The sequence below is a fragment of the Oceanobacillus sojae genome (genome assembly GCF_900162665.1).
GTDB lineage: Bacteria > Bacillota > Bacilli > Bacillales > Amphibacillaceae > Oceanobacillus > Oceanobacillus sojae_A.
The window spans coordinates 613,383-639,829 of record NZ_LT727809.1 but is presented as its reverse complement, the minus strand read 5'-3'; the positions used below and the strand labels follow the sequence as shown (position 1 = coordinate 639,829).

General features: G+C 37.5%; 29 protein-coding genes and 1 pseudogene. 7 read left to right on the top strand and 23 right to left on the bottom strand.

Annotated features, from left to right (window positions below):
* Nucleotides 1-15: 15 nt before the first annotated feature.
* On the top strand, nt 16-915 hold the full coding sequence (locus tag BN1068_RS03475) for an alpha/beta hydrolase fold domain-containing protein (protein ID WP_077601428.1): 900 nt from the start codon (nt 16-18) through the stop codon (nt 913-915).
* Here BN1068_RS03475 and BN1068_RS03470 read toward each other — a convergent pair.
* The 7 genes and pseudogenes from BN1068_RS03470 to BN1068_RS03440 all read right to left on the bottom strand — a co-directional run.
* Nucleotides 912-1,229, bottom strand: a pseudogene (locus BN1068_RS03470) (alpha/beta hydrolase); the annotation flags it as partial. The gene BN1068_RS03475 and the pseudogene BN1068_RS03470 overlap by 4 nt on opposite strands.
* Before the next feature lie 218 nt (nt 1,230-1,447).
* On the bottom strand, nt 1,448-2,086 hold the full coding sequence (locus BN1068_RS03465) for a hypothetical protein (RefSeq protein ID WP_077601427.1): 639 nt from the start codon (nt 2,084-2,086) through the stop codon (nt 1,448-1,450).
* A gap of 13 nt (nt 2,087-2,099) precedes the next feature.
* Entirely contained in the window at nt 2,100-2,516 is a 417-nt protein-coding gene (locus tag BN1068_RS03460; protein ID WP_077601426.1) for a permease prefix domain 1-containing protein, read from the bottom strand.
* Nucleotides 2,513-2,842 (bottom strand): PadR family transcriptional regulator, encoded by a 330-nt coding sequence (locus tag BN1068_RS03455; RefSeq protein WP_077601425.1) that lies wholly within the window; start codon nt 2,840-2,842, stop codon nt 2,513-2,515. The genes BN1068_RS03460 and BN1068_RS03455 overlap by 4 nt, the downstream gene beginning before the upstream one ends.
* Before the next feature lie 376 nt (nt 2,843-3,218).
* On the bottom strand, nt 3,219-4,025 hold the full coding sequence (locus BN1068_RS03450; protein WP_077601424.1) for an HAD family hydrolase: 807 nt from the start codon (nt 4,023-4,025) through the stop codon (nt 3,219-3,221).
* Nucleotides 4,026-4,086: 61 nt separating this feature from the next.
* Nucleotides 4,087-5,301: an MFS transporter gene (locus BN1068_RS03445; protein ID WP_077601423.1), complete on the bottom strand. Its 1,215-nt coding sequence runs from the start codon at nt 5,299-5,301 to the stop codon at nt 4,087-4,089.
* 94 nt (nt 5,302-5,395) lie between these two features.
* Nucleotides 5,396-6,394: an ROK family protein gene (locus tag BN1068_RS03440; RefSeq protein ID WP_077601422.1), complete on the bottom strand. Its 999-nt coding sequence runs from the start codon at nt 6,392-6,394 to the stop codon at nt 5,396-5,398.
* A 243-nt stretch (nt 6,395-6,637) separates the two neighbouring features.
* Between BN1068_RS03440 and BN1068_RS03435 the strand changes: the two genes are divergently transcribed.
* Together BN1068_RS03435 and BN1068_RS03430 are read left to right on the top strand one after the other, a co-directional pair.
* A complete protein-coding gene (locus BN1068_RS03435) occupies nt 6,638-7,105 on the top strand; it encodes a DUF6323 family protein (RefSeq protein ID WP_077601421.1) in 468 nt (155 codons plus the stop codon).
* A gap of 3 nt (nt 7,106-7,108) precedes the next feature.
* Nucleotides 7,109-8,545, top strand: a complete 1,437-nt coding sequence (locus BN1068_RS03430; protein WP_077601420.1) for a DUF6179 domain-containing protein — start codon at nt 7,109-7,111, stop codon at nt 8,543-8,545.
* Nucleotides 8,546-8,752: 207 nt separating this feature from the next.
* Here BN1068_RS03430 and BN1068_RS03425 read toward each other — a convergent pair whose 3' ends face one another.
* The 3 genes from BN1068_RS03425 to BN1068_RS03415 all read right to left on the bottom strand — a co-directional run bounded on the left by BN1068_RS03425 (nt 8,753) and on the right by BN1068_RS03415 (nt 11,295).
* On the bottom strand, nt 8,753-9,922 hold the full coding sequence (locus BN1068_RS03425) for an MFS transporter (protein WP_139344697.1): 1,170 nt from the start codon (nt 9,920-9,922) through the stop codon (nt 8,753-8,755).
* A gap of 305 nt (nt 9,923-10,227) precedes the next feature.
* Nucleotides 10,228-10,770, bottom strand: a complete 543-nt coding sequence (locus tag BN1068_RS03420; RefSeq protein ID WP_077601419.1) for a PadR family transcriptional regulator — start codon at nt 10,768-10,770, stop codon at nt 10,228-10,230.
* A gap of 279 nt (nt 10,771-11,049) precedes the next feature.
* Entirely contained in the window at nt 11,050-11,295 is a 246-nt protein-coding gene (locus BN1068_RS03415) for an RpnC/YadD family protein (RefSeq protein WP_077601418.1), read from the bottom strand.
* Nucleotides 11,296-11,421: 126 nt separating this feature from the next.
* On the opposite strand from BN1068_RS03415, the gene BN1068_RS03410 reads away from it, so the two are divergent.
* From BN1068_RS03410 to yedF, 3 genes are all read left to right on the top strand, one after another.
* Nucleotides 11,422-11,943, top strand: coding sequence for an isopentenyl transferase family protein (locus tag BN1068_RS03410; RefSeq protein ID WP_077601417.1), 522 nt, complete (start codon nt 11,422-11,424; stop codon nt 11,941-11,943).
* 207 nt (nt 11,944-12,150) lie between these two features.
* Nucleotides 12,151-13,362 (top strand): selenium metabolism membrane protein YedE/FdhT, encoded by a 1,212-nt coding sequence (gene yedE, locus BN1068_RS03405; RefSeq protein WP_077601416.1) that lies wholly within the window; start codon nt 12,151-12,153, stop codon nt 13,360-13,362.
* Nucleotides 13,352-13,579, top strand: coding sequence for a sulfurtransferase-like selenium metabolism protein YedF (gene yedF, locus BN1068_RS03400; protein WP_077601415.1), 228 nt, complete (start codon nt 13,352-13,354; stop codon nt 13,577-13,579). The genes yedE and yedF overlap by 11 nt, the downstream gene beginning before the upstream one ends.
* A 111-nt stretch (nt 13,580-13,690) precedes the next feature.
* Here the strand turns inward: yedF and BN1068_RS03395 are convergent, their stop codons facing one another.
* Both BN1068_RS03395 and BN1068_RS03390 read right to left on the bottom strand, forming a co-directional pair.
* Nucleotides 13,691-13,885 carry a hypothetical protein gene (locus tag BN1068_RS03395; protein WP_077601414.1) on the bottom strand — a complete coding sequence of 65 codons (195 nt, stop codon included), beginning with the start codon at nt 13,883-13,885 and terminating at the stop codon, nt 13,691-13,693.
* 18 nt (nt 13,886-13,903) lie between these two features.
* Nucleotides 13,904-14,191 carry a CD3324 family protein gene (locus BN1068_RS03390; RefSeq protein WP_077601413.1) on the bottom strand — a complete coding sequence of 96 codons (288 nt, stop codon included), beginning with the start codon at nt 14,189-14,191 and terminating at the stop codon, nt 13,904-13,906.
* 657 nt (nt 14,192-14,848) lie between these two features.
* Between BN1068_RS03390 and BN1068_RS03385 the strand changes: the two genes are divergently transcribed.
* The gene (locus BN1068_RS03385) at nt 14,849-16,615 is read left to right on the top strand and encodes a DUF2207 domain-containing protein (protein ID WP_217697296.1); all 1,767 of its coding nucleotides are present in this window, start codon (nt 14,849-14,851) and stop codon (nt 16,613-16,615) included.
* Between the two features lie 261 nt (nt 16,616-16,876).
* Here the strand turns inward: BN1068_RS03385 and BN1068_RS03380 are convergent, their stop codons facing one another.
* The 11 genes from BN1068_RS03380 to BN1068_RS03330 form a co-directional block, all read right to left on the bottom strand.
* The gene (locus tag BN1068_RS03380; protein WP_077601412.1) at nt 16,877-17,914 is read right to left on the bottom strand and encodes a serine hydrolase domain-containing protein; all 1,038 of its coding nucleotides are present in this window, start codon (nt 17,912-17,914) and stop codon (nt 16,877-16,879) included.
* A 156-nt stretch (nt 17,915-18,070) separates the two neighbouring features.
* Complete coding sequence (locus tag BN1068_RS03375) at nt 18,071-18,841, bottom strand: NUDIX domain-containing protein (protein ID WP_077601411.1); 771 nt, start codon at nt 18,839-18,841, stop codon at nt 18,071-18,073.
* Between the two features lie 68 nt (nt 18,842-18,909).
* A complete protein-coding gene (locus tag BN1068_RS03370) occupies nt 18,910-19,542 on the bottom strand; it encodes a response regulator (RefSeq protein WP_077601410.1) in 633 nt (210 codons plus the stop codon).
* Nucleotides 19,535-20,587: a sensor histidine kinase gene (locus BN1068_RS03365; RefSeq protein ID WP_077601409.1), complete on the bottom strand. Its 1,053-nt coding sequence runs from the start codon at nt 20,585-20,587 to the stop codon at nt 19,535-19,537. The genes BN1068_RS03370 and BN1068_RS03365 overlap by 8 nt, the downstream gene beginning before the upstream one ends.
* Nucleotides 20,584-21,318 (bottom strand): cell wall-active antibiotics response protein LiaF, encoded by a 735-nt coding sequence (gene liaF / locus BN1068_RS03360; RefSeq protein WP_077601408.1) that lies wholly within the window; start codon nt 21,316-21,318, stop codon nt 20,584-20,586. The genes BN1068_RS03365 and liaF overlap by 4 nt, the downstream gene beginning before the upstream one ends.
* A 105-nt stretch (nt 21,319-21,423) precedes the next feature.
* Complete coding sequence (locus BN1068_RS03355; protein ID WP_077601407.1) at nt 21,424-22,059, bottom strand: PspA/IM30 family protein; 636 nt, start codon at nt 22,057-22,059, stop codon at nt 21,424-21,426.
* A 29-nt stretch (nt 22,060-22,088) separates the two neighbouring features.
* Nucleotides 22,089-22,442 carry a lmo0954 family membrane protein gene (locus BN1068_RS03350; RefSeq protein WP_077601406.1) on the bottom strand — a complete coding sequence of 118 codons (354 nt, stop codon included), beginning with the start codon at nt 22,440-22,442 and terminating at the stop codon, nt 22,089-22,091.
* 384 nt (nt 22,443-22,826) lie between these two features.
* The gene (locus BN1068_RS03345; protein WP_077601405.1) at nt 22,827-23,273 is read right to left on the bottom strand and encodes a GNAT family N-acetyltransferase; all 447 of its coding nucleotides are present in this window, start codon (nt 23,271-23,273) and stop codon (nt 22,827-22,829) included.
* Nucleotides 23,274-23,425: 152 nt separating this feature from the next.
* Entirely contained in the window at nt 23,426-24,583 is a 1,158-nt protein-coding gene (locus BN1068_RS03340) for a serine hydrolase (protein WP_077601404.1), read from the bottom strand.
* A 19-nt stretch (nt 24,584-24,602) separates the two neighbouring features.
* Complete coding sequence (locus tag BN1068_RS03335) at nt 24,603-25,469, bottom strand: DUF2705 family protein (protein WP_175637050.1); 867 nt, start codon at nt 25,467-25,469, stop codon at nt 24,603-24,605.
* Entirely contained in the window at nt 25,462-26,394 is a 933-nt protein-coding gene (locus BN1068_RS03330; RefSeq protein WP_077601402.1) for an ABC transporter ATP-binding protein, read from the bottom strand. Before BN1068_RS03330 ends, BN1068_RS03335 begins: the two co-directional genes overlap by 8 nt.
* Between the last annotated feature and the right edge of the window lie 53 nt (nt 26,395-26,447).

The window sequence follows — 26,447 nt, the reverse complement described above, 5'->3', positions numbered from 1 at the left end:
AAGGAGGATGCGAATATGAGAAGTATTCAGAGCTGGCTTGCAGAACGTTTACTCACACGGTTGAGTAATAAAAATAATTTTAGCAATCATAAATTATACGCTAAATTTTTAAAAGAAAAACAAATCAAAAATGAGAAGCCTTATGTCTTGCCGAAATTTATTAAAAGAAAATTTGATATAACAAAACAAAAGTTTGATGGAATGGACTATTATATTTTTAATCAAGAAAAAAATACTTCTGAAAAAGCTGTACTCTATTTGCATGGAGGCGGATATATAGAACAGCCGTCCGTCTTCCACTGGCTTTTTCTTGGAAAAATAGCAAAAGAAACGAATGCTAAAATTTTCGTTCCAATCTATCCCAAAGCCCCCAACCATCAATATAATGAATCATTTGATAAAGTTCTTCCAATATATGAATGGATTCTGAAGAGATTCGGTAAAGCTAACACTACCTTGATGGGCGATTCAGCCGGGGGAGGGTTTGCGTTAGCATTAGCACAATTGCTCTTGGAAAAAGGGTTATCACAGCCACGGCATATCATCTTAATTTCACCTTGGCTGGATATTACAATGAAAAATCCAGATGCTGCTGCGTTGGAACGCAAAGATCCAATGCTGGGTATTTTTGGATTAATTGAAATGGGAAAAGCGTATGCAGGAGACACAGATCCGAATCATTATTTACTCAGCCCAATAAACGGAGAGATACATGGGTTGGGAGAAATCACTTTATTTGTCGGGACACATGAAGTTTTTTTACCTGATGCCAGAAAGTTCAGAAACAGACTGAGAGCGAAAAAAGTGGATATAAATTATTTTGAATATCCAAAAATGAATCATATCTTTGTACTTTACCCTATTCCAGAAGCAAAAAAAGCGACCAGAGAAATAGTGGATATCATCCATAGTTAATCATTACAATATATACAAAATGTATCAGACATCCATCGGTAAAATTTCTCCTTCTCCTCAAATTGAGGATAATGCGCCGATTTCTCAAAAGGAATAAATTCCTTATGTTCGGCTTCAATGCTATCAAAATATTGCTTCGCTGCTTGATAGGAAGTCATGTAATCGTATTTACCCATGACAAAGTATAAAGGGATATCCAGCTCTGTTACAACTTGAGGTAATGGATTTTCTAACATTTGAGGTAACAATTTTTCCTGAGAACATCCCATACCAATGTTATAACGAATACAGTTACAATAATGATTGCTATATATATTATTATTTTCTTTATACTTTTCATCTTATACATTTAATTCCTTCCTGTGCTGTACACCCATTTGCATTAACTTAGCAGACTTTTAATTCCAGATATTAATCCGGTTTCCCGGAAAAGATTTTTCTTATCTTTCAATATGTCTCATTGCTCCATTGACTGTCGTCTATTCACTCAGATCGATAACAAATCGTTATGTTTTTCTAAATCAACTTCATTCTATACTTCCCGGGTTCTTTTATTAGAACCATAAAAATACATACTCAAAGGCCACCACAGAATCAGAAAAATGGGAAATACTTCCCAAATAACATTTGGGGTGGAAATTGCACGGATCACAATGAAAAATACAACAGTTAAGAAAGTTCCGAAAACAGACAGTCCAAAATATCTTTTAGATTTGATAAAATATAAAAGAGCTGGCCACCATAACACCGCATATGCAGGATAAACCGCCCATGGATATCCTGGGGAAAAATAATAATTCAAGATTGAATAATACAGAATAGCAGCCAAACTTCCGATTATTGCAACAGATAGCTTGATACTTGCTTTACCTAAGAAAGTTAAGACTACTATTAAAACAATTGGATAAGCAGCGTATAAAACCCATGGGTGCCCCGGTGAATTGAAATAATTATTTATTGATAAGAAAAAGATGATTACTAGTCCTGCAAAAAGAACACCAAATTTATACTGCTTTTCATTTAAAAAATAAAGGCTGACAGGCCACAAAATAAGTATATGAGAAGGATATAAAAACCAAAAATGCTCAGGACTGGTGAGAAGATTAACTATCATCAAAAATACAATCGTCATCATACTGCCAAGTGTTGCAAAAACAATTTCCTGCTTCATATCGGCACCTCTATTATTTTAATTTTCTCCAGCGGTAAAACATACTGAGCGGCCACCATAAAATAGCAAAGGTCGGATAAACAAACCAAATTGTTGATGGGGAGTAGTACAAATTAATAAAAACCATCAAGGCAATAAATAAAATACTCCCCCAGATAGAGAAATTCAAATCGATTTTTGCTCTTTCAATTCTTTTTTCATCTCCATCACTGCTTACGTTATAAACACCTAACTCGTTTTTTATTTCGTCAATGTTGCCAAATTCCACGATAGCTTTATTGACAGCATCCTCTTCTTCTTTCCCGTGAGCCATTAAATCATATACTTTTTCTTCCAGATTTTGAAAAATCTCTTGCTTGATGATTTCTTTTTCCTCACTCTTTGGTATATCTTTAAATAAATCATCTACATGGTTTTTTATCTTATTCAATCTAATCCCTCCATAAACAAATCAATAATTTCTTTTGTTTCCTTCCATTCCCTGGCTGTCTCTTTTAAATATGCTTTACCTAACATCGTAATTCTGTAATATTTCCGCTTTCTGCCATGAGACACTTTACCATAATATGACTCAATTAATTCTTTCTTTTCAAGGCGTTGGAAAACGGCATATAATGTTGCTTCTTTAATCTGAAAACGATTTTCTGTCCGTAAGCTGATTTGTTTTGATATTTCATAACCATACTGATCATTTTCATAAATCAGCCGCAGTATAATCGATTCCAGATGCCCCCGGATAATATCACTTCTAATCATAATAATCCTTCCTCGTCATATAATTCTATCTGATAGAGTAATATTATCATTTATTACTCTATGTGTCAAAGTAATTATAAATAAAATGAATTAATAATATCAGATATTAAAAAACACTAAAAGATCAACCATTTATTAATTAATAATAATTTAAATGATTTGTCACTATTTATTTATTATTATGGTATAAGAGTAATTTTTCGATTTATTACTCTTTCTGTTATAGTAAAATCCAAAAACCGATATTGAATTTTAAGTATTTGGTGAGATTTTATTAATTTGCGGAGATAAGTCTTACGTTACGAAGATTTTCCTGCAAAACAATTCGCATCCTGCTATCAGAATAACAAGATGCGAACGCGGGATACTTCAATTATCATTGATTCCTCTGCAAAGATAACATTTGAATAATGGTCTTCATTACAGCATCTTCTTCATTGGAACGAGTGATATAATTTGCAGCGTCTTTTAATTCCTGCACTGCATTCCGGACTGCAAAGCTATATTTCGCACGTGCCATAAGCTCCAAATCATTGTAACCATCACCAAACGCCATCGTTTCTTCAGGGGCTGTATTTAATAAATGCTGTAAATGTTCAACGGTAGTCCCCTTATGAACATTAGCATTTGCAATATCAATCCAGGCTGCTTCAGAAGCAACAATATAAGCCGACTCAAAATACGGAGATAGTTTTTCTTTCGTCTCAAAACAATTTAAAAGCGGATCATGAACGGTTACCTTAATAAAAACATCCTTTATTTCATTAAAATCGGCAACTTGCTTAATCTGCGTATATGACCCTTTGACAATATTCATTTCATCCGGTGAAAGGTTTTGTTTAACAATCGCCGCCTCTTTTGTGCATGCGATAATCGTATGCTCTGAGCTAATTTCCTCAAGTAAGTGAATAATTTCCAGTCCTAATTTATTGCTTAGCAATGATTCATAAACAAATTTACCTTGATGCTTGATTCTCGTTGCGCTGTCCCCCAGAATCCATAAATCCTTTGAATCGTCTCCAAATAATGCCTCCACACGTTCGCACTGCTTTCCGGTAACAGGTGCAAATATCACGCCTTTTTCCTTCATTATCTTTTTAACCTCTATGTACAATTCCCGATTAAAATCACCACTATTATTCAAAAATGTACCATCCATATCCGTTAATATTAATTTAATCATATGATTTCCTCCTGCCGCTTTAAATAAATATATTCCTATCCAGAATTTGATTAATCATTTTTTATTTCTGTGTTTCCAATAATGGTTTCTTTTTCAACAAGCTGTTCAATTTCTCCGAACTCAGAAACATTGCTGCAATAAAAATAAGAATACAAATTGAGAAGACTCCGAGTGTCGTATGTGACGCAACAAAACCAATAACAGGCGGTACAAATGTAGTGCCTGTATAAGCAACAGCCATCTGATAACCCATTATTGTCTGAGAGTGTTTTTTCCCAAAACGTGATGGCGTTTCATGCAGCATACACGGAAATATCGGAGCTAAGCCAAGTCCAATAATAATAAACCCAGCCAATGAGAAAAGATCCGGCAATGGCAGCATCAGGATAACAGCTCCTATTAATGCTGTCATCTGACCCGCTCTAATCAAGATCCGATTAGTTATTCTAAAGGTAATAAAACCCGTTATCAACCTGCCAATTGTTATTCCCGCGAAATACAAGGAAACCCAGCCGGCTGCAGTTGCCGCATCTAATCCTTTAACGCCTACCAGGAAGCTGCTCCCCCAAAGGTTCACCGTCGCTTCAACACCACAATACAATAAGAAGGAGACAAGTGCCAGTTTGACCCCTTTCATTTGGGTTGGTTTTAACTTTTTAACAGTGTCATCTTCCGGCTGATGAATTTCATCTTCTTTCTGCTCTTGTACACCGTTATTACTGTTTAGGTTTACTTTGTTCCATAAAGGTAAGGAAAAAAATAAAATCAGAACCAACACAAACTGAATGCCGGCAATGACGAGATACCCATTTCTCCAGGAATTATCCGCCGAAATAAATAGAGCCATTATCATGGGGCCGAGCGATGCCCCTACTCCCCAGAAGCAATGCAGCCAGCTCATATGATGTGCCTTATAATGAGTTGCTACATAGTCATTTAATCCCGCATCAACAGCTCCAGCTCCCAACCCGAGAGGAATGGTGCAGATAATTAACCAAATAACTGAAGGGGCAAAATAAAACCCTAATAAAGCAACGGCAGTCATGAGAACACTAACAAAAGTTACTTTACCGGTACCGAATAATTTAAGAAGCTTACCACTGACTAAACTGGAGATAATCGTGCCAGATGCAATCAGCATAAAAAGAATTCCACCTGCTTCAATCGGTGCGTTAAGATCTGATTGCATCACTGGCCATCCCGCGCCCAATAATGAATCGGGTAAACCTAAACTGATAAAAGCTAAATAGATGATTAGTAAAAGATATATTGCCATATTCCTTCTCCCATTATTTTTATTGTTTGATAAAGATTAGAAACGATCAGTTAATCGTCATCTCTTGCAAGCATTTGAAATGCATCACAGTCTATCAAATGTTATAAATTGAATCTTTTGTAACCAGCCACCTTAAGCCTGCCGTCATGCTTTGTTGGAAATTCCGGTCAAAATATATAACAGGATTGTTCGGTTGCCTGGATAGATAAGTATTCGTTTCAATTTGCTTCCTTATGATTTTTTCATCGATATTTTCAGAGGAAATCACAAAAATATCAGGCGCTATAACAGCATTATAGATAGCAACTATTTCTGAAAGATTGCTCGCCAATTCTATATCGGTATCCGGAGCAGCCTTATCCATCAGCATCGGAAGATACTTTGTTTCACCTGCCAGCCCTTTTTGTCCCTCTATAAGTACACCATTCGAAAGTATCGTTACACCCGGCATGCTTTTTTCCGGATAAAATATTCCTACAACACTTCCATCTGTAAGATTATGTTCCGCACAAAACCCCATCGTCATAATATGGGCATCATTTTGAATTTTTATGGGAATGTCGGTAATTTTTTTTAGCTCTTCTTCAATATTCCAGCAATCAAACACACTTCCCCAGCTTGAGGTAATAACACCTTCAAATATTTTCCCGGGCAGCGCCAGTCCTATGCGCTCGATTTCGTATTCTCTATGAATATATTTTTCAATAACTCCCAAGAGATCTTCCATGTTATTCGAGAATTCAAGAACTTCAGAAACTATTTCAACGCCGCCCAAATTTACTATTTTAACTATTATTTCTAATCTTCTTTTCCTTTCATGACTCTTTTTTTCTTGGATTGAAATGAGAAGGTAATATGATTTGTCATAATTAAAAATGTACTCAGCTGCTGGTCTTCCTGTCTTTTGTTGTACAGAAGCGTTCTCTAATAAAATGTTTTCCTGTACTAATTCTTTCACCAGTGAGTTAATAGTGACCACGCTAAGACCAGTTTCTTTAACCATCTCTGCTTTAATAGCTTTTCTTTCTCTAAACAGCAGTGCTCTCAATAATTTAGAATTTTCACGTCTGATAAGATTGCTTTCTTCACTCAACTGAACAACCCCCTCACATTAATTAACCTACTTTATTAACCACCTTTAATAAGTGTATACGATGGGTTAATAGTTGTAAATACCGGATAATTTAACTCACGCTTTTACCAATCTAAATATTTGACAAAAAATATTATTTATGCTATAATTTACTTTTATTATTTTTAATTATATAATAGGGTTCCCTCGGCCAAGGGAACCCTTTTTGTGTTCTAAATATCTTTTTAAGAAAGGTGATACCTCATGAATTTATCCGATATGTTACATTCCATCCAATTATCCCAGAACTCCAATACAGTAATGGAGCTGGTTGGTTTAAATAAAAAAACAAAAGAGCATGGTTTGATGCTGACACCGGATGAGGCAAAATCGCTGGTGATCTCCAGAAATAAAGTACTGCGCGACCATGCGAGAGTTGAAATGAGCATTGGTGTGCTAAAGGAGTTAATTGAGGTATTTTCTGCTTCCCCTTATATGAATCAAGAGTATTATATAGATACATTAAATGAACTTCAGGAGATTTTTTATTATCTTAGAAACGAAACGGAGGACAGGATTGGAGATACAAAGCTTATTCAACGGATGAATGATTATTATAACGGACCCTGCGCCGGCTCTATCGAACTGTTAAGAAGTAAAATGGAAGAATTCGCAGAGAATTACAGAAGGGATATTTCATTTCCTGATTCTATATATAAGGGGGATGAATAACATATGGAATTCAATCATAAATCTGAGCATTCCCGGCGGATTTCTAATAAGTTAATTGATCAATCACGGTTAAAGCAGAACCAATATACCCTGTCTCTTCTGCAAGAAGGTCAGCGGTCGGGATTTATCTCAAATCAAAAAGCTTATCAGATACAGGTAGAAATGCTGCAGGTTCTCCAGCAGTTGCTCCTGCAGCATACGCAAGGAGAAAGTTCGTCGGTGACAACGGAAACAGCAGAAGGAATGATGACGTCCCTGATTTACGCTATTGATGCCTATACTCTGCATTTTAAGAATCCGGAAGAAGCTTTGATTCAACTCAATAATAAGAGCATAAAAGAAATTCATTCTAAAGGCGTTGAGTTATTGCGCCGTTATGTTGACGAGACGAAACAACTGTATCAAGAAGTAAAAAAACTGAAATTAAATGTGCCCGTCGATGCATATCAAATGACCATAGATGAATCGTTGCCGGTATTTATGAGACACTATGATATTATTTTTGAAGCCCAAAATACCATGGCTAGTATTGACTATCCTTTAGCCGTTGATGATATGCGGCTCCAAGGTGTTTTTTATATAAAGCAGTATTTAGAAAGGTTACAAATGGAGACAAGCTTCTGCCACTTTTTTAGCTATCAGGATATCATGTATATTTTAATAAATTTCGGGAAAATAAATCGCTTTAATTATCAAATTGAGCTATTTAATATTTTTGAATTAATGATAAATAATGCTGTTTTTTCCCTTATGTCCGGCGGGAAAGCGACTCATGTCCGAATTTCGGAAATACAATTTGAACGGCTTAAACAGATGTTAGCAGACTCGCCTGCTGATCAAAGGGCAAAGTCGGTTCATGAATCAATCTCTCAATTACAGGAATCCCTGCAAACCGGTCAGGCACTTACTGATTACATCAATTTGTATCGGGATACTTTGGTCCAAAGAGTAAATAACGCTGCCGAAATCGGCAGCTTCGAAAAACTTATCATCAGGGAGGTAAAAGAACATGAAAAAACAATGGTGTTCAAGGTAAATGAGAATGACCGGATGAGTGATATCAAGATGCGTAACTTAGTAGATCGTGTATTGGAAAGCAACGATACTGAAGAAAAAGTACAACTCATTCGAGAGCATGTTGTTTCACTGCATGATTATCTGGATCTGCTTCATGCAGGATGTTTGTTTAATAAAGAATATGATGCACTTTTTGCGTCCTTCGGCAATGTCGAGCTGGCTATTTTAGCTAAAATCGTATTTTATGAAGAATTAAGGGATGGTATAAGTGATTTTTTAGATATGATTGCTGAAGGCGTTGAAACAGAAAAAGAGTGGAAAATACATTATATTGCTTTCATGAAGCAGTTGGACGATACGCAGATTAAAGCTGTCGGACTTCTCGCCCATGAAATTAATTATGAAGATATATCATTTTATTGAGTATTATTTGCTCAATTATTATAAATCAAAGTCCTTTCAGGGCAGTAAATTTATTTTAACTACTGCCCTTTATTTAATCATTGCTTGGTACTTTTTCAATTTAAATATGATCCACTCTTGAGAAATATTTACTTTATCCTTCTGTATTTCTTTTCGAAAATATCAAACCGCCAGCAGCCGAAAAAATGTTATGTTCCTCCATAGTTTTCAACCTGCTTTCTTTTTCAAAGGTGTCATCACTGCAAAAATTAGCATATATACCAAAACAATAAGCCCAATTGCAAAATAACTTAGCTGTAAACCGAAAAAATCAGAAGCTGCCCCGCTAATCATTGGACCAATCATCATTCCTGCAGAATAAGCTGTATTATAAATTGCAAAGGTAACACCATATGCTTGGGTTTGACTTTCCTGTGCAATATCAGCAAGTTCAGGAAGCGTCGGCGCAAGCACCGTCCCCATACTGACCCCTATACAAGCTAAAGCAGCAATTTGCAGCCACATATTAGTTGGTAAAACAACGAGCACCAGAGAAACAGCAGTAATGGCTAAACCAATGGTGATTGTTTTAGGATGACCGATTTTGGTGGAAAGACCTCCAATAATGGGAGCTGTAAATGCATAAGCAAGTGAAGGTACGCCAAATAATAAACCGATAGCTCCAGGTGATGCATTAAACACATCTCTTAAGTGAGTTGGAAATGTCGGTTCCAGCACACTTGGAATAGCAGCACCGATAACAACTGCCCCGCCGATCATAAGCAAAGTACGATTTTTCAATAAACGCAATGCTCCTGATGGCTCTTCTTCTTTTCTGTGAGGCTCTTCTTTCAATAAAAACACTCGCAGCAATCCATCGATTAAGGCAATTCCTGCCGCTATAAAGAACGGAAGCATATATCCCCCTAATTGGTAGAGCCAGCCACCGAAAGCCGGGCCCAGCAATGTCCCCACAGCTTGCCCGGATAAAGCAATTCCCATAACTTTTCCCCGTTCTTTAGATGGATAAAAGTCTGCCAGCAGGGCAAGACCGGATGTCCAGGTGGCAGCTGCAGCGATTCCTTGCAAAACACGGCAAAGGAGCAATAGCCAAAAAGTATTCGCAAACGCAAATAACAATGTAGCGGCACCGAGTCCTAAAATTCCCCACAGCATCGGACCGCGTCTTCCAAATTTGTCTGAAACAACACCAAATACAGGCGTAGCAATTAATAAAGCAGCTGCGTAGCTGCCAAATAAAATGCCGATTGCAGTTTGTGATATACCTAAGCTTTCAGCATAGTCCGGCAATATAGGAACAATCATTCCATAAAGCAGCATATCCGTGAAGATTGCTAAAGTTACAACTAACAAGACGCTTTTTTGAGCTTTTTTAATATTTCGTTCCTAATTCATTTACTTTCCTTCTTTCTTCAAATATTTTGTTGTTGATATCAACAACTATCACTCCCCTTTTTTAGAAGCTGAATGCCTCCTTTCTTCTTTTACTCCTTAAGAGGAAAAGGAATAATCGTTTTTATCGCCTCGTTAACACGCCGCCTCCACCGATAACCGCAGTAATTCTTTATTTTACTTTTGTGACTGCTATTATCCATCTTAAATAAAATATAATTTACTTTTTATTGATTATTCAATGTTGACTATAGATGTAATTTTTTCTCCCTCTTATTAAAGAGGGAGAATTACTGATCATTTTTTTCCAGGTACATCAATGCTTTCTCAACGAAATCCTGTTGCTGCCTGATAGTGGCAAACATATTATCAAAAACCAGCTGTACCATGGGAGGAATATCGCCTTCTATCGCCGCTTCCTTTTCCTTCCAACCTGCCTGAACACTGCGATATTCATTTCCCAACGTCATTTGCTGCTGTTCTAAAGCTTGACGTGCTTCTTCTACAGACAGCTTATCAAAAAAAGAAATGCCAGTATATAAAGAGGAAGGATATTGAACGGATGAACTGGTTAATGCCTCTCGAACCAAATCTTTCAGGTGTTTTTTTCCTTCTTCTGTGATTCGATACGTAAACTTTTGCCGGTGACCAGTTTGTTCTACCTTGTCAATTGCAATATACCCATCCTTTTCTAATTTTTTGAGCGCATGATAAATCGAACCTATTAATACACCGCCCCATCTTTCTGCATCTGTCATCCGCAGTGCCTGCTGAATATCATAGCCGGACATTGGTTTTGTATCTAACATGCCAAGTACAAGTAATCTTGTCATCAAAGTCACACCCTTTACTTAATGTTGAGTATTTTATAATGAATATATTTGAATGTCAATTTTTTAAAATATAAATGCATCAAACCTTTATTCAGCTTTGTTTTAGATTATTGGCTTTACTGTTTCCGATAATCCCAATTTTAAAGATGAAAATATGTCTCAACATCATTTATAATTAAAGATATTGTACTCCATAGCCGCTTCTGAAAAATGTAAAGAACCCATTATTGCTAATGTGACATAATTAACAGAAATAGGTTCCCTCGCAGTTGTATTGTATTAATTTTCAAGTGATTTTCGAAGCATGCTTACTTCTTCAAGCTCAAGGCTGGTTAATTCAGATATCTCTTCATCCGTATAATTCTTGTCTAAAAGCTTTTTAACAAAATTTCGTTCTGCTTCTTTCATTCCTTGTTCTATTCCTTGTTCTATTCCTTGTTCCAAGCCCCTCTTTGTCGCTTCTTCCTCGATTTCTCTAAACAGTCTTCCGAACGTCGGCGTATCTCTTAACTTTTCCATTCCCATTATTTTTCCTTCCTCCTTTTCATTTTGTGCGATTGGTAATGATTCGTACAGTTTTTTCTGGAATTCCGGTGGTATCTGCAGGATATAATCGATAAAGTACAACAGAGCAGAAAGATAGGTCCCGCGATGCGAATATTAATCATTGGATGCCCTGGTGCAGGCAAATCCACATTAGCCACCTGCATAGCTCAAATAAAAGGCATTCCGGTAGTACACTTAGACAGCATTCAATGGATTGACAACGATACTAATATCTCTCAGGCTGCTTTTGATGCAAAATTAAAAGATGAACTCCAAAAAGATCAGTGGGTTATTGATGGTAATTATGCCAGAACACTGGAATTGCGAATGAAATATGCAGAAATGGTTATTTGGTTAGCTTTCCCCCGCAGCGTCTGTTTATATCGTATATTCAAACGATATGTAAAAAATAGAGGAAAGAAAAATCCACACGGGAATCCGGATAGATTAGATTTTTCTTTTCTTCGTTTTGTCTGGAATTATAAGAAAGAAAATAATCTACAGGTCAAATCATTAAAAAATAGATATGACGGGCAGCTTTCGTTTGTACAAATTCGTTCTGGACGAAAGCTCAGAAAGTTTATGAAAAATTTTGAACCGGCGAAAAAGAACTCTCCAGTTATCTAATACATTTCAATTAGCTGCTCTTCCTTTGTACCTTTTGATATTTGCATGATAAATAAAAACAAAAGTACAAGAGACTTTTTCAATTAAATCATGAATAATTATGCACGTGACAGGTTCAAAAAAAAGGATTAAAATAATAAATGCTGACATGAACTATAAAAATATCATTCATTGATTTCCAATGTTTTAAAATTAAGGAGTTAAAAAATGAAAGCAATATTGAATAAGCTATTTACACATTATTGGAATCCATATGTCGCACTTATTCTTGCTGGGATCCTAAGTGCAATTTATTTTGGTATTACCGGCACCGTTTGGGCAGTAACCGGCGAATTTACTCGTTTGGGAGGACATATCCTGGAATTCTTTGGAGCAGACATATCAGACTGGGCTTATTTTGATCTGGTCCATATGCAGGGCTCTTCGTTTTCAAGATCTGACGGCTGGATTGTTTGGGGAATGTTTATTGGCGCTTTAATAATGGTTCTTTTTAGCAACAATTTCAAGATTCGTGTTCCAAAACAAAAACGGCGCCTGGTACAGGGGTTAGCCGGCGGAATTATCGCCGGTTTTGGTGCACGTCTCGCATTGGGCTGTAACCTGGCAGCATTCTTCACGGGAGTTCCACAGTTTTCCTTCCACTCCTGGATTTTTATCATTGCCACAGGAGCGGGAACCTATTTGGGGGCAAAAATCGCAAAAACACGATGGTGGAAAGGTAAACCTTCCTTAACGAAAGGCGATAAAAAACCTTCTGCTGAAAAGAGTAGAAAAGTTCAGCCTTACGTTGGCGGGATTATTGCGCTGATGTATACTGGACTGATTTTATATTTCTTTGTCACAGACAGACCTCTGCTTGGTACTGCAGCCATTTTTGGCGCACTTTTTGGTATATTAATAGAAAGAGGGCAAATTTGCTTTACATCGGCATTCCGGGATTTATGGCTAACCGGCAGAGGTCTGATGGCAAAGGCAATTATTATCGCAATGGCTGTCAGCTCTGTGATTACCTTATTTGTCATTGTCATCTACGGTATGGAGCCAATTACACAAATTGCTGCTCCCAGCACCTTTATTGGAGGCTTTCTGTTTGGCCTTGGCATTGTCTTGGCAAGCAGCTGTGAAACGGGCATGATGTATCGATTAATGGAAGGACAAATCCTCTACCTGACCGTGTTTGCAGGTAATATCATAGGCGTAACTGCACTTGCTTATGCTTGGGATCACCTTGGGCTCTATCATGCACTCGTTGCAAGCGGAAAATCTATTAATCTTATTTCTGCATTTGGACCTCTTGGTGCAATCCTGGCAACACTTGTTATGTTAAGTATCTTATATTTGCTAACTGTCTATCGGCAAAAAACTTATCGCTTCGCCGGTATGCGATCTAAGAAAGGAGAAAAGAAATATGTCAGTTGATTTCACATTAGATTTACGGGGTGAATCCTGTCCATATCCAGTCATCTACACATTAGAAGCTCTGGAAGGGATGACAAAAGGAGAACTCCTCCAGGTCATTACGGACTGCCCTGCTTCGTTTAGAAATGTTCCGGAAGAAGTATTAAAACATGGCTATCAATTTGCTAAAGAACCAGTAAAAAACGGACAGGAATATTTATTTTATATAGTTGCTTAAACAGGGTTGGGATCTGGATGAAATAAAGCAGAGGGAAAACGAAATAATTATTTCGCTCCCCCTCCCGCCAATATATAAACTGGTATTGCAGAATGATTTCTTTACATTCTTTTAATACCAGTTTTTTTCTGTTAATGCAGAGCGGACATGACTGCTAAATAAATGAGCCCGGCAGTCTTTTTGTATCTGATTATTCGTAAGCTTTGTTTCTGCCTGTGTCCGATATCTGATAAAAAGAATAGCGCGCACTAAAATATTAGTAAGTGCTGCCTTGTTAGTTGCCGGGACCTTTTCTGAAGCCTTCATATTAAAACATTCTTATCCTTATTTTATTTCGCCATTAATCTCACGTGTTTTATAGACAATTTTACGAATGCTATCTATCGATAAATTATAGGTTTGTTCCAATTCCTCAAATGACTGGCCTTCCCTATACGATCGATAAATCTCTTCGTTTCTTTTGGCCAGGGCGAGACGTGATCCATTCGCTTCTCCCCACCCTGCCCGCTGGTTGTTTTGTTTTGGGATATAAATAAGCTCTCCTTGAATATATTTCTGGAGCTCCTTCAGCAAATGAGGCGGAAGCACCTCTTTTCCATTTTTGTATGACAAGTAAGAACATCCTTTCTTTCAAGATGTGTGGTCCTTTGGGTATGCATTATTTTCTCATTCATTATTAAAACTCCTCTCATTTGGTTTTATTTTACGTAAGCCTTTTCACTTTTAGTATACATTAATCCGGGAAAGAAAAGGAGACCGCAAAATAAATGCGGTCCCGTCTTTTATGATTTCCGCTATGCGGAAACCACCTCATATTTTGTGATCAATTTAAATCAGCCTCCTTTCCGATATTCTATCGGTCCGACACCCTTATTAACTCATATATCCCCTCTTCTGAACAAGGGGGAAAACGATTATAATTATTTTTTACCTCTTTTTATTATTCACAGATTCTGAGCTGGGCCCTTCACGTTAACCACTTGTATGCCGTTTTCAAAGCTTCTATTTATGAAAAAAGCCGTATTATACAAAACAGGAAACATTCTGCGTTATTAATCGATTTTCCTTCATTCGAAAATTCATCTATCCCTTTTAATATTTTATAAAGGATAAATATCTCAAATAAATTCAAGGCTGGTATATTCCTGCCTTAAATGATCATCTGCTACACCATAGATTTACGATTAGCAGCGCTTAAAAAAGGGTATATGATTTACAATACATTTTGAAGGATAATATTATAATGATGAAAGCGAGTGATGGACACAAATGAGTAAGTGGACAAAGCTACTTGTTGCTATAGCGCTGGTAATCACAGTTAACATGGGACTGACACTCACGGCATTTGCGGAAAATCAGATGAACGATTTACATATTGAAGTAGAGCTGCAGGAGGATGGTTCAGGAGTTGTTACCGAACACCGACAAATGAATATAGATAGCGGTACGGAGTTTTTCATCGATATGTCCAATCTTGAGGGATCAGAAGTATTGGATTTTTCCGTTGAAGGATTTACAGAGGAGCCTGACTGGAACTCCGACGCTTCCCGGGAAGAAAAGACTGGAAAATATGGAACAATACCTGATGTTGATGGAGTTGAGTTAGTTTGGGGGACTGGAGAGTACGGTGAAAATTCCTATACCATAACCTACACGCTTTCTAATCTTGTTCGTAATTTAGATGACGGGCAGGCAATGCTTTGGAACTTCGATACCTTTTCTGATGTTCCTGCTCAAAATTTGACAGTTGAAATTTCCGGTTTTCAGCCTTTTACACAGGAAACGGTAAATTTCTGGGGATTCGGTTTTGCTAGTGACATGCAGCTTGAAGATGGCCGAATTGTATGGGAATCAAATAGTGAAGTCGATGGAGATGTGATTGTTTTGACACAATTTCCGGCTGATTTCTTTCAAGCACAACAAACAGAGGACATGACATTATCCGAACAACAAGAAGAAGCAATGGATGGTTCTGCTTATAATTCAAGTGACAATTCCAGGGCAGCTATTATCATCATTAGCGTAGTCGTTGGTTTTATACTATTAATCGGTATTGGAACCCTCCTCATTATTCTTAAAACCAATAAAGTAAAAAGAGAAGCCGGTGCAATGAAGCCACTGCATAAACGAGTGGCAGAAAATAAAGGCAAAACATATGCAGCCGTGCCTTTCGATGGAGAAGACTATGCAGGTTTAAGTGCCCTTCTAACTCAGATGCGACTGGGTTATTTTGAAGATATTTTCCAGGCTTATCTATTAAAATGGTCAGTGGATAAGAAAATCTCTATCGCAGCAGAAGAAAAAAGTAAGGTTTTCGGGAAAAAGTATCGTTCGACCATTACTATCAACGATTTTAAAAATGAACGGGATAAACATCCAGCAACCTTTGGAGAACTGACGGATCAAATCGAAGACGAAAGATATGATAAAACATATGAAACCGGCCTATGGACGATACTTTTAGACGTTGCAGATCGAAATGGCAACGTGACAGATGACGCCATTCAAAAATGGAGTAAAAAGTATGCGAAGGAAGTCAGTACGTTTGCTGATTATCTCAAGGACTATTCCGAAGCTTACCTGGAGCAGCAAGGACTGTTTTCTTTTAAAGAAATTAAGGCAGCCGGATTTTTACAATCTATTACGGTACCAAGTGATGAGGGAGACAAACTGGCGGACCGTTTGATACAATTTAATAACTATTTAAGCGAAGCAGATATAAATCAATTTACGAACGCTTCCAAGCCACTTTCATTAAAAGATATGATGCTATGGAGTGTTTTACTCGGTAAAAGTGATAAAGTATCTAAAAAATTAGAGGCTTTAGTTCCTGAAAACAGCTATGAAGAGGACTTGGTATACCTTAATTACTGGTATGGAACTGTCCACGCCCGTACAATCTTGACTACAGGCTTAGCCAGCGGCGGCTTTCATTCCAGTACTTCCTCTGTTAGTGCGTCAGGCGGCAACGGCGGGATTACAAGCGTCGGCGGCGGTGGCGGAGCTGGTGGAGGAGGCGGAGGTGGAATCCGCTAGATAAAACCTCTTTGGTCCCCAGCTTTAAAAAATATATTGTATCAATTATCTATCATAAGAAAAGCTCAAAAAATAATTTGAGCTTTTCTTATGATGATTTTCTTTTAAGTTATGATTTTCCGATAAATTCTTTAAAAGTTTGTGCATCAAAGAAAATAGAAGAAGCTGCCAAATAGGAATAATCCTAAAGCCCTTCTCTAATCTGTCAACCGCTTCGCAAAATCTTCTATCTGGTTGTCTTCTCTCATAATATAATACTTTCTAAGAAAAAAGAGATTGATATATTTCTCCTATGATACCTTCCATTTGATGGACACCTAATTCTGCATTTGTCATGATCACTGCACCTTTTCCCGAATACGGATATGCTGCCATCATACATTGAAAGCCAACGCCCCAGCCAAGCGAAGATATTTCCAGTTCATCTCCAGATCCTTCAAGAAACACGCCTAATCCAGCCCAGCCTTTTCCCTTTTGCGGAGTTATCATTTCTTTTGCCATATTTTCCGAAATACCTATTTTGCTTTCTCCTTTTAAAGCATGCATTAATTCAAGAACTAATTTTGCTAAATCGATAGAGGTTGTCCATAATCCAGAAGCTGCCGGATAAGGATATATAGGGTATTTTTCATTTACTAATTCACCGTTTTTGTTATGCCCGCAAGAAAAATTTCCTCTATCCAGTTCCATCTTTGCTGTATCTAAATAGCTGTTTTTCATTCCAAGCGGTTTAAATACCTGCTCATTCATAATCTGATGAAACGGTTTTGCCATAACATCTTCTATCAATTGCTGAATAATACAGAAGCCTGCATCCGAATAGTGGAATTCACTTTCGGGTTCACACTTTACTTTAATAGGGGCTCTACAATAAGGTGTTTCTCCTTCTAATAATGTAACTATAGAAGGAATTCCTATTTGTGGATCCAGTTCAGAAAAGCCGCCCTCAGGATCTATTATTCCAGATTGATGACTTAATAAGTTTCTTAATGTAACTTTCTGGTTTTCAGTAAGATCGTTTTCCGGTACTTTCCAGGAAATAAGTCTTTTATTTACATCTTCATCTAAATGTAGAATTCCTTCGTCTACCAATTTTATAGCAAGGATACCTGCTAAAAACTTGCTGATGGAACAAGCATTAAAAATAGAATCTTCATTTACTTCTCTATTGCTTTCAGCTTCCAGCAAGCCTTTATTTACCATTCTGCTGATTTGACTGTTCTCAAACAATGTCATACTCAACCCATTAACATGATAAAACTTCATCCGTTCTTCCAAGTCAATATTTTTTAATTCCAAATAGTTACCTCCTTCTTTTTAGGTTATTTTGAAATGTAATTGCCTGCAGTCAGAATTAAATATTCCAATATTCAGATAAATATTCTATATAGAGACTAAAGGGGAAATACATCTTATCTAATAAGCATATATCCCCTTAATTAAATCACAGCAGCTCTAATTGGAAAGTACAAGGTTAGAAACAACTAATTTGGACCATGACTCAAATGCCTCAAAATGTTGTTTCAATTCGTCTTTAGTCATCCATATTCCGGTGAGCTCTTCTTCTTCTGATTGAATATCTTTATTATTTAATTCAATTTCATAAACAATGCCCAGATGATCACTATCAACACCATCGTTTGATTTAATTATACCTTTCATCTCCAGCTTTTTAACCATTTCTGCTTTTATCCCTGCTTCTTCCTCCAGCTCACGCCAAAGTCCGTTTACAATTGAACTCTGAATATCCCCGGGTACTGCATCCATTTCTCCGACGTGTCCCCCAAGCAGTCCTTTCCTTCCTGCCAGCCTGCTTTCCCCGACACCTGCTCCGCGTAAAATAAAGAAATACGCTTCTTCATATCTTACAGCGACATACGGGATCGGATGCCTTTGATCCGGGTGGTACTCCAGTAAACTGCGTTCTGCAATTCTATAATCTATAGAAGGGAGTTTATCTGCTTTACTAAATCCCCATGGAATACTGTCTAAGTCGGCTTCTTTAAAATATAATATTTTTTCTGCAGTACTTGGTTTTTTCTTTTGTAAAATTCCCGATTTAATCTTATTTAAATACTCCCATTCAGCTGATTCCACAGGATACTGCGACCGTGCAGCTAATATTTCTTCCAGACTTTTTTCTTTGAGAGATTTTTCATCGTTTTTTAGAAATTTCACTGCCTCCTTCTTTTTAATAGAAGCATCCATCATTTCTTTATTTATCATAATATCACCATTTTCCTAAAACTATCGTTCCCTTTTCATTTTTTATATACTGGTCATATGCCAAAATACTACTCTACCAGCTTATTTTGAAAAGCATAAATTACGGCCTGTGTACGATCGTGAACTTCCAATTTCCCTAGAATATTGCTGACATGCACTTTCACTGTTTTTAATGCGATAAACAGCTCATCGGCAATTTCCTGATTCGATTTCCCTTTTGCCATTAATAATAATATTTCCTTTTCTCTTCCAGTTAACTGTTCATGTAACACGGTCTCCCGCTTTGTGCGCATACGATTCATAATTTTCCCGGTAACTTCCGGTTCCAGGATAGATTGCCCTTCGTATGTAGCACGAATCGCTTTGGCAATTTCGCCCGCTTTTGATGTTTTCAGCATATAGCTGGTTGCTCCTGCTTCTAGTGCCGGATATACCTTCTCATCATCTAAAAAGCTGGTAACGATAATAATCTTTGCTTCCGGCCAGGATTCAATAATTTTCTTTGTTGCTTCAATTCCATCCATTTCCTTCATCACAAGATCCATTAAAATAATATCCGGGCGAAGCTCTAATGCCAGGTCAATAGCACGGGAACCGTCGTCTGCTTCTGCAACTACGTCAATATCCGGCTGTGAAGATAAATACGCGGACACGCCGATTCGCACCATTTCATGATCATCGACAAATAAAACTTTAATCATCAGGGTTATGCTCCTTTCTTAAAATAGGGACTTTTACTTCCAAACGCGTGCCTTCATTCGGCAGACTGATAATTTTCAAAGTACCGCCAACCTCGTAAGCACGTTCACGCATATTCTGCATTCCGTACGAGCTTGTTTTAACAGCTTCTGTCTCGAACCCGACTCCATCGTCAACCACGCGCATAATAATATTTTCATCCCGTTCCAGTAATAATATCTGCAGATTTTCAGCCTTCGCATGACGCAGCGTATTGGAGATAGATTCCTGAAAGATACGGAATAGCTGGTCCTCTACCCCTTTATCAACTTGAAATGCTTCTATTTTTGCATCGATTTCTAAAGGTACTTTTTGTGTCAATTCTCTTAAAAGCCCCTCTACGCCCTCCTGCAATGTCTTTCCCTTTAAGTCAACCGGCCGTAAGTGCAGAAGAAGTGCACGCATTTCCAATTGTGATTGGTGAATCATTTTTTCCACCATATTTAACTGTTTATTTAATGTTGCATCCTCAGCTGATCCTGCCTCATTAATTGCTGACATCAGCATAGAAGCTGCAAAAAGCTGCTGACTCACGGAGTCATGCAGTTCCCGGGCTAAACGATTTCTTTCTTGTACAACTACTTCCTGCAAACTCTGTTCCCTTTCGTTTGCTCTTTCTGTAGCAATCTTTTGTGCATGCTCCGTTTGTGCACGCAGCTTCTCCTGAACCTGATTCATTCGCACAGAGATTGGTTCCAGTTCTTTTGGTATTTCTTCTGTATCAGGATGTCTTTCTCCTTTAATAATGCCTGTAAGCATTTTTTCAATTTTTTTCAAATTTCCCTTCCAATACCAGCCAATAATTGCACCGACTATGGAACCGAAGATAATCACAAAAGCCAGAACTGTCAGAAGAAAAGAAACACCTCCAATTTGCCCTTCCCAAAGTGCACTCCAGCCCGCTGACTCATTTACGGAGAAGGTAACGAAGGTCGTTAAAACTGCGGCAATAGCCAGAACAAAGCTGCAGGCGATAGACAAGAGAACAAAACGGATAATCGTATTCATATGCGTTTCACCTCAATGTCTCCGGAAAATAAAGATGTGACAATTTTTACTCTTTGATGAGCTGTATTATAATTTTTTGTTTCATAATGAAGTGATTTATTCATTAGCCGGCCGTGATATTCTCCAAAAATGGATGCTCTGCCGAATATAGAACTATGATGAATACTGACCTCTATTTCATAAGGAACGTAAATCTCAATATTGCCTACAAGATGCCGGATAGAGATAATTGCCGTATCATAAGGCAGCACAGTATTACTTAAATCAATCACACGGTCACCATAAATGCCGTGCATATTGACATCCTTCCATTGATAAGCTGTTTCCTCCGTCCGAAAATCATCAAAAAAGCGTTCATCAAATAAATTATCAACCTGAACAAGAGGTTCGTCGTCTTTCAAGCTTGCTTTATTCGGAAGCTCCGGTTTTTCTTTACTGGGTTCTTTCGTCGATTTGATATAATTTAAAATAAAGAAAACAATAGCAACAACAATTAAAAATCGAACCGCCAATAAATTAAAAACGTTTAGAACGAAGGATATTGCAGCAATTGCGAACACAATCTTCCAGCCGAGTGAATGCAGTCTTTTCCAGCTGAAGTAAACAAAGAAGCCGGAAATTAACGCTGATATCAGTGAACCGCCATGGAAAAAGACGATTTCAAAAACAAGAAGAATGGCGACGGTAATCCATATCCAGTTTAAATTTCTCGTGCTGAGCTGTTTATACATCCTTCCATTCTCCTTTCATTATTATGTAAACTATACTGGCGCAAGAACAATCTGCGCCAGTATAAGTATATCATGATTTTCTAATTCACCCTACAAATTCTGAGTTTATTCATTTTCCTTTTCTTCTAATTTCTTTTCAATAGCTGCAATTTTATTATCGAATGTGCTTTGATAGTATGAGCTGTTTACTCTGTATTCCAGATTTTCAATATATTGTTCCATTTCTTCAAATTTCGAGAAAGGTTTTTCTGGTGACTCTTCCACTACTCTGTTAATTTGATGGTTTGCTTTCGCGATATTTTCACGTCCCATTAACTCCATACGGCGCAGGTGCATATCCTTTAAGCGATGCTTCATTTCTTCATATTTCTGCTCCAGATTTTCAAGCTGGGTAATAGCTTCTTCTCTGGATGCTTTCATGCGATCTGCACGGTTTTGATACTCTTCATGCTCTTTTAATGCAAATTCGTGCATTTCCTCTTCCTGGGCACGCTCTGCGATCTGTGCTTGTTTCAGGCGTTTATCAGCAAGGTCCTGTGCTTTCAAATACTCCCGTGCAAACTCTTCTTTTAATTTATATTGGCGGTCAATCAGCTTTCTTACCTTTTCTTTTTCCTGTTCACTTTGGCGCAAATAATGATTAAGTGCAGCAATAGGATTTTTTTGTTCCTTTTTGTCCATCATTGTGTGTAAGTCTGCTGAAATCGAATCCTTCATTCGAGTGAAAATATTTGTTGACATTATCCATCTCTCCTTTAAATTTCGTTATTTTATTTATTTAACTCTGCCCACTGTTTTTCAAAATTTGTAAATGGATCAGCCTCTTCCTTTATTTCATGGACAACAGAGCTTTCCGATGTGTTCCAATTTTTATAGATTAGGTAAAGTGCATAAGCTGCTGCAACACCTAAAACGGCATAGATATTAGAGAACGTGATGCTTAATACGATCAATCCTGCAATCACCCAGCCTACTTTTGCAGCGGTTGAATCTGTACTCATAAATTTTTTAAAGCATATATAGAGCAGCCATACGCTTAATGCAAGTAATATCATCGGACCAAGGTTTGCCAGAAGTATCAGCACTGCGACAAGTCCTCCGATAAATAACATGAATTTTTTCATTTCGTTTTCCTCCTTTCGTTATTGTATCTTTATCTTATCGCGCACCTGCTTTTTGCGTAATGAGCCTGAGAAATATCTTTGTCTAAGACTTAGGGTCTATGTACTTCTAAACCTCCGCGCCAGTGCTTTTCCAATAATGAAGAGGCTCCTGCTAAATACAAAAATAGAATGATACCTCTTACTGAGATACCATTCCATTTCTAATCCAGCTGTTCGATTTTTAATGTAATAACTTCTTAGCCTTTAACCCTTTCGTCTAGACTGGCGTGATACCGTCTCTAAATACTCCTGCGTAAAATTTAAATTCATTTTTGAGGGGCCCTGCCAGGTTTTAATAATAGAAAATAATATTCAAGCCATTAAGTTTACATAATATAATTATGGTTATCTAAAATGCTTCTCCATTATAATTTCTCCTTCTGGATCATACTCCCCTGTCCGTACAAAACCATGCTTTTTATATAATTGTTCAGCCGGATTGTTTCCCGGCACAAAGCTTAAACGTATGATTTGCACATCATAATGCTCTCTAATGTATTTTTCAATTAATGGGATAAACTGTTTTGCATAGCCTTGCCCTTGAAAACGACGGTCAATCATAAAACGATCAAACCAGACGCTTCTTTTTTCATCAAAATAAAAGCCGACCATGGCATAGCCAACCGGTTGATTGTCATCATACAAGCCAAGCGATGTTGTGAGCTGTTCAATAAAGCTTTCTGCTAAACAAAATGATACACTTTCCATAAAGTCTTTTTGATTTTCAGTTACTTCTAATGCAGCAATTTCTCTCCAATTTTCCTTATTTACTTCTTCAATATAAATTGACATTGACCTGCACCACTTTTCTCAGTTTATTTTTATTATCTCTCATTTTTTCATTCTCTCAGGCAAATGTCTCCTGTTCATTTCTTTACTATCTCATTCAAACCCCCCCTAATACGGTGCAAATTGCCAGCGTCAGGGGGATTATATCATTATCATTATTCAGCTAATGTATCTCTGACTTCCTCACGAAAATCTTCCTCATTTACTAATTTATCCGTCAAAGCCTGCACTTGCATAGCAGCAACCTCCAACTCAGAAAGATTAAGATCATTTGTAAATAAAATCATCTCTAAACGATTTCCTGCCTTGTCTTCTGCATATACAGCCTGATTTAAAACAAAAGCAGTACTCCCGCCTTTTTGTGCCGCACGTTCAATTGCTTCATTTTCTAGTTCCAGGCTGAAAATAGCATCCAATTCTTCATAAAAAGCATCGGAGTAATGCTCTTTTTTATTCAGCATAGCCATGATTTTATGATAGTCTTCCGCTGTTGCATGAGTCAATCGATCAGACCAGACTTTCTGAATCGGCATATCCACTAATGCAACAGTTTTTTCTTTTTCCTCTACACTTAATGGTTTCTCCTGCCATTCTTCAAAAAGATCGACAGCTATCTGCCGGTAAGCATCATCATCTAAATCACGTAATGCTGCTTCTAATTCATCTTCTTCTAAATTATTCTCTTCCAATACTCTCTCCGGAATTGCAATACTTGCTGTTAACGGATAAATCGGATCATGGTTATTTAAATCTAATTCCTCAACCCGATTATTTACTTCTTCCAGCCCCAATCGTTCTATTAAATAATCTGTATTTGCATTAGAGCTGTAATCCATCATTCCTTGTGCAATTTGTTCCAGGGAGACCTGCCCTTCCCCGCCCCCCAGAGTGTTCTTCCAGGCTTCGTGTGCTCCGCCGTCTGTATTAGCAAAATAATACTTATCCACTTCTTCCATAGATATCATTTCTGAAGGGTCGATTTTCCCTTCTTCCGCTTGACTGGCGAATTCAATCGCAATAACTATTTTGACAACACTGGCTAGCGGAAGAGCTAGATCCGGATTAATTTCCGCTATTGGTTTATCATTCCAGCTGGCTAAAAAAGCAACCCGCTCAGAGTCCTTATTTTCTTTTATAAACTCCATGAAAAGCCCTGTTGCCGGATCCAGATTTTCTTTATTGTCCTTTTCTTCAAGTTCATCTTCTTGTTCCGTATCATCTTGATTATCTTTCTGCTCTTCCTTGTTATTATTGGAACAAGCTGCCAAGAGAAACAGAAGGCATACAAATAATAGAGTAGAAGATTTCTTCACACTGCTTCATCCTTTCCGCTTAGTTTCCAGCTACATCTCTTTTTTTGAAAGTAAGCCATCCTATTGCCATAAATATAATGTAATAAACAATAAGAACAGCAATAGAAAATCCAGGAGATATTCCTTCAATTAATGGTGATCCGGCAAAAATATTTTGAAGATCAAGATGTGCCGTTAACAGATATTTTGCAATTTCATACTGGCTGACCATCATGGTAATAATTGGTGCAGCAATGAAAACCACAATACTTGCTGCAATTGCCATGGCACTTCCTTTGAACAGAATTGCAATCATAAAGGATAAGGTTGCCACTATAATTAATGGTACAAGGCTAAATAGTATATTTTTTCCAATAGAAGCAATGATCGAAATTTCTGTATAACCCGAACCCGTGTTATCTACAATGGTTGGATTCCAGGTATCTACACCGAAAAAGATAAGGCCGATAAGCATGGATAGAATAATTGTATAAAGAATTAACACAGCTGCAAAAAGCAAAACAGTAATATATTTGGACGTTAATACGGTTCCTCTTCCTGCCGGGCGAATAAGTAACAATTTAATCGTTCCCCATTTATACTCATTCGAGATAATTTTAGCAGCTGCAACAATGATAAAAATGGTAATAAAACTGATAAGCGAGATATTATCAGCCACGAAAGCCCACATATCATAAGCAGGAATCTCTAACCCCATCGACTCATAGGCCTGGACAAGTTCACTTTGAAAGGTTGCGTCAATAATCATACTCTGGTTAGCTACAAAGTTTGTAATGACAGCCACACCAATCAGAAGAATCGCAATAATGATATACATAACCCACGTAGATTTATAATGATGCAGTTTAATAAATTCGTTTTTTATAAGCTGACTCAGATTACTCAATGACATTCTCTCCAATCAAATCGAAAAATTTGTCTTCTAACGTGCCTTTAGCAGCCAACACTTCATATACATTGATATTATTATTTAATAATTCTTTGAGAACTGCTGGTATTTGTTCCCGTTTGATAGCTGTTTTTAAGGTTGTTTCATCTGCTGTCTCTACAAATAAAGAATCATCCATGTCATGCAGACATTCCTTCGCAGCCTGCGCATTGCTTACAGAGATGATATACTCTGAAATATCACTGTCCTGAAGCTTTCTGTTCTTTTCTACATCCTCTACCGCAATTAAAGCCCCATTTTTAATAACGCCAATACGGTCACACATTAATTCAATCTCAGACAATAAATGACTGGAAACAATAACACTGACTTTTTCCTTCTCTGCCAACGTGCGGATATATTGACGGATTTCCTTCATTCCAGATGGATCGAGACCATTGGTTGGCTCATCTAAAATAAGAATCGACGGTTTATGTAACAAAGCCTGGGCAATTCCTAACCGCTGCCGCATTCCGAGAGAATACCCTCCGGCTCGATCGTTGATTACCTTCTCCAGACCAACTAACCGGGCCACCTCTTCTATCCGTTCTTTTGATATACCCGGTATCATCCGGGCAAATTGCTCCAGATTTTTTCTTCCGGTTAAAAAAGGATACATTTCCGGGTTCTCAACAATGGCGCCAACCTCTCTGATTGCTGCACTATAATCCGTTTGAATACTTTTGCCGACAATGCGGATATCACCTTCTGTCATCTTCATCAAACCGACCATCATCCGGATCGTAGTTGTTTTACCTGCACCATTCGGTCCAACAAAGCCAAAGACTTCCCCCTGTTTTATTTGAAAGCTGACGTCTTTAATAATTTCTTTATTCTTGATGCGTTTACTGACATTTTTTAATTCCAATGCAATTTCTGTCAATTCGAGTCCTCCTCATCCCACTTATTCTTCTTAATCAGGTTATACGAAATGAT

Excerpts from the sequence above, each read along its gene's own strand:
- BN1068_RS03465 (WP_077601427.1), bottom strand. The coding sequence starts at position 2,086 with ATGAAGCAGGAAATTGTTTTTGCAACACTTGGCAGTATGATGACGATT.
- BN1068_RS03430 (WP_077601420.1), top strand. The coding sequence starts at position 7,109 with ATGGAATTCAATCATAAATCTGAGCATTCCCGGCGGATTTCTAATAAG.
- yedE (WP_077601416.1), top strand. The coding sequence starts at position 12,151 with ATGAAAGCAATATTGAATAAGCTATTTACACATTATTGGAATCCATAT.
- BN1068_RS03445 (WP_077601423.1), bottom strand. The coding sequence starts at position 5,301 with ATGGCAATATATCTTTTACTAATCATCTATTTAGCTTTTATCAGTTTA.
- BN1068_RS03365 (WP_077601409.1), bottom strand. The coding sequence starts at position 20,587 with ATGAATACGATTATCCGTTTTGTTCTCTTGTCTATCGCCTGCAGCTTT.
- BN1068_RS03345 (WP_077601405.1), bottom strand. The coding sequence starts at position 23,273 with ATGTCAATTTATATTGAAGAAGTAAATAAGGAAAATTGGAGAGAAATT.
- BN1068_RS03385 (WP_217697296.1), top strand. The coding sequence starts at position 14,849 with ATGAGTAAGTGGACAAAGCTACTTGTTGCTATAGCGCTGGTAATCACA.
- BN1068_RS03410 (WP_077601417.1), top strand. The coding sequence starts at position 11,422 with ATGCGAATATTAATCATTGGATGCCCTGGTGCAGGCAAATCCACATTA.
- BN1068_RS03455 (WP_077601425.1), bottom strand. The coding sequence starts at position 2,842 with ATGATTAGAAGTGATATTATCCGGGGGCATCTGGAATCGATTATACTG.
- BN1068_RS03415 (WP_077601418.1), bottom strand. The coding sequence starts at position 11,295 with ATGGGAATGGAAAAGTTAAGAGATACGCCGACGTTCGGAAGACTGTTT.
- BN1068_RS03435 (WP_077601421.1), top strand. The coding sequence starts at position 6,638 with ATGAATTTATCCGATATGTTACATTCCATCCAATTATCCCAGAACTCC.
- BN1068_RS03420 (WP_077601419.1), bottom strand. The coding sequence starts at position 10,770 with ATGACAAGATTACTTGTACTTGGCATGTTAGATACAAAACCAATGTCC.
- BN1068_RS03350 (WP_077601406.1), bottom strand. The coding sequence starts at position 22,442 with ATGAAAAAATTCATGTTATTTATCGGAGGACTTGTCGCAGTGCTGATA.
- BN1068_RS03475 (WP_077601428.1), top strand. The coding sequence starts at position 16 with ATGAGAAGTATTCAGAGCTGGCTTGCAGAACGTTTACTCACACGGTTG.
- BN1068_RS03355 (WP_077601407.1), bottom strand. The coding sequence starts at position 22,059 with ATGTCAACAAATATTTTCACTCGAATGAAGGATTCGATTTCAGCAGAC.
- yedF (WP_077601415.1), top strand. The coding sequence starts at position 13,352 with ATGTCAGTTGATTTCACATTAGATTTACGGGGTGAATCCTGTCCATAT.
- liaF (WP_077601408.1), bottom strand. The coding sequence starts at position 21,318 with ATGTATAAACAGCTCAGCACGAGAAATTTAAACTGGATATGGATTACC.
- BN1068_RS03395 (WP_077601414.1), bottom strand. The coding sequence starts at position 13,885 with ATGAAGGCTTCAGAAAAGGTCCCGGCAACTAACAAGGCAGCACTTACT.
- BN1068_RS03450 (WP_077601424.1), bottom strand. The coding sequence starts at position 4,025 with ATGATTAAATTAATATTAACGGATATGGATGGTACATTTTTGAATAAT.
- BN1068_RS03370 (WP_077601410.1), bottom strand. The coding sequence starts at position 19,542 with ATGATTAAAGTTTTATTTGTCGATGATCATGAAATGGTGCGAATCGGC.
- BN1068_RS03375 (WP_077601411.1), bottom strand. The coding sequence starts at position 18,841 with ATGATAAATAAAGAAATGATGGATGCTTCTATTAAAAAGAAGGAGGCA.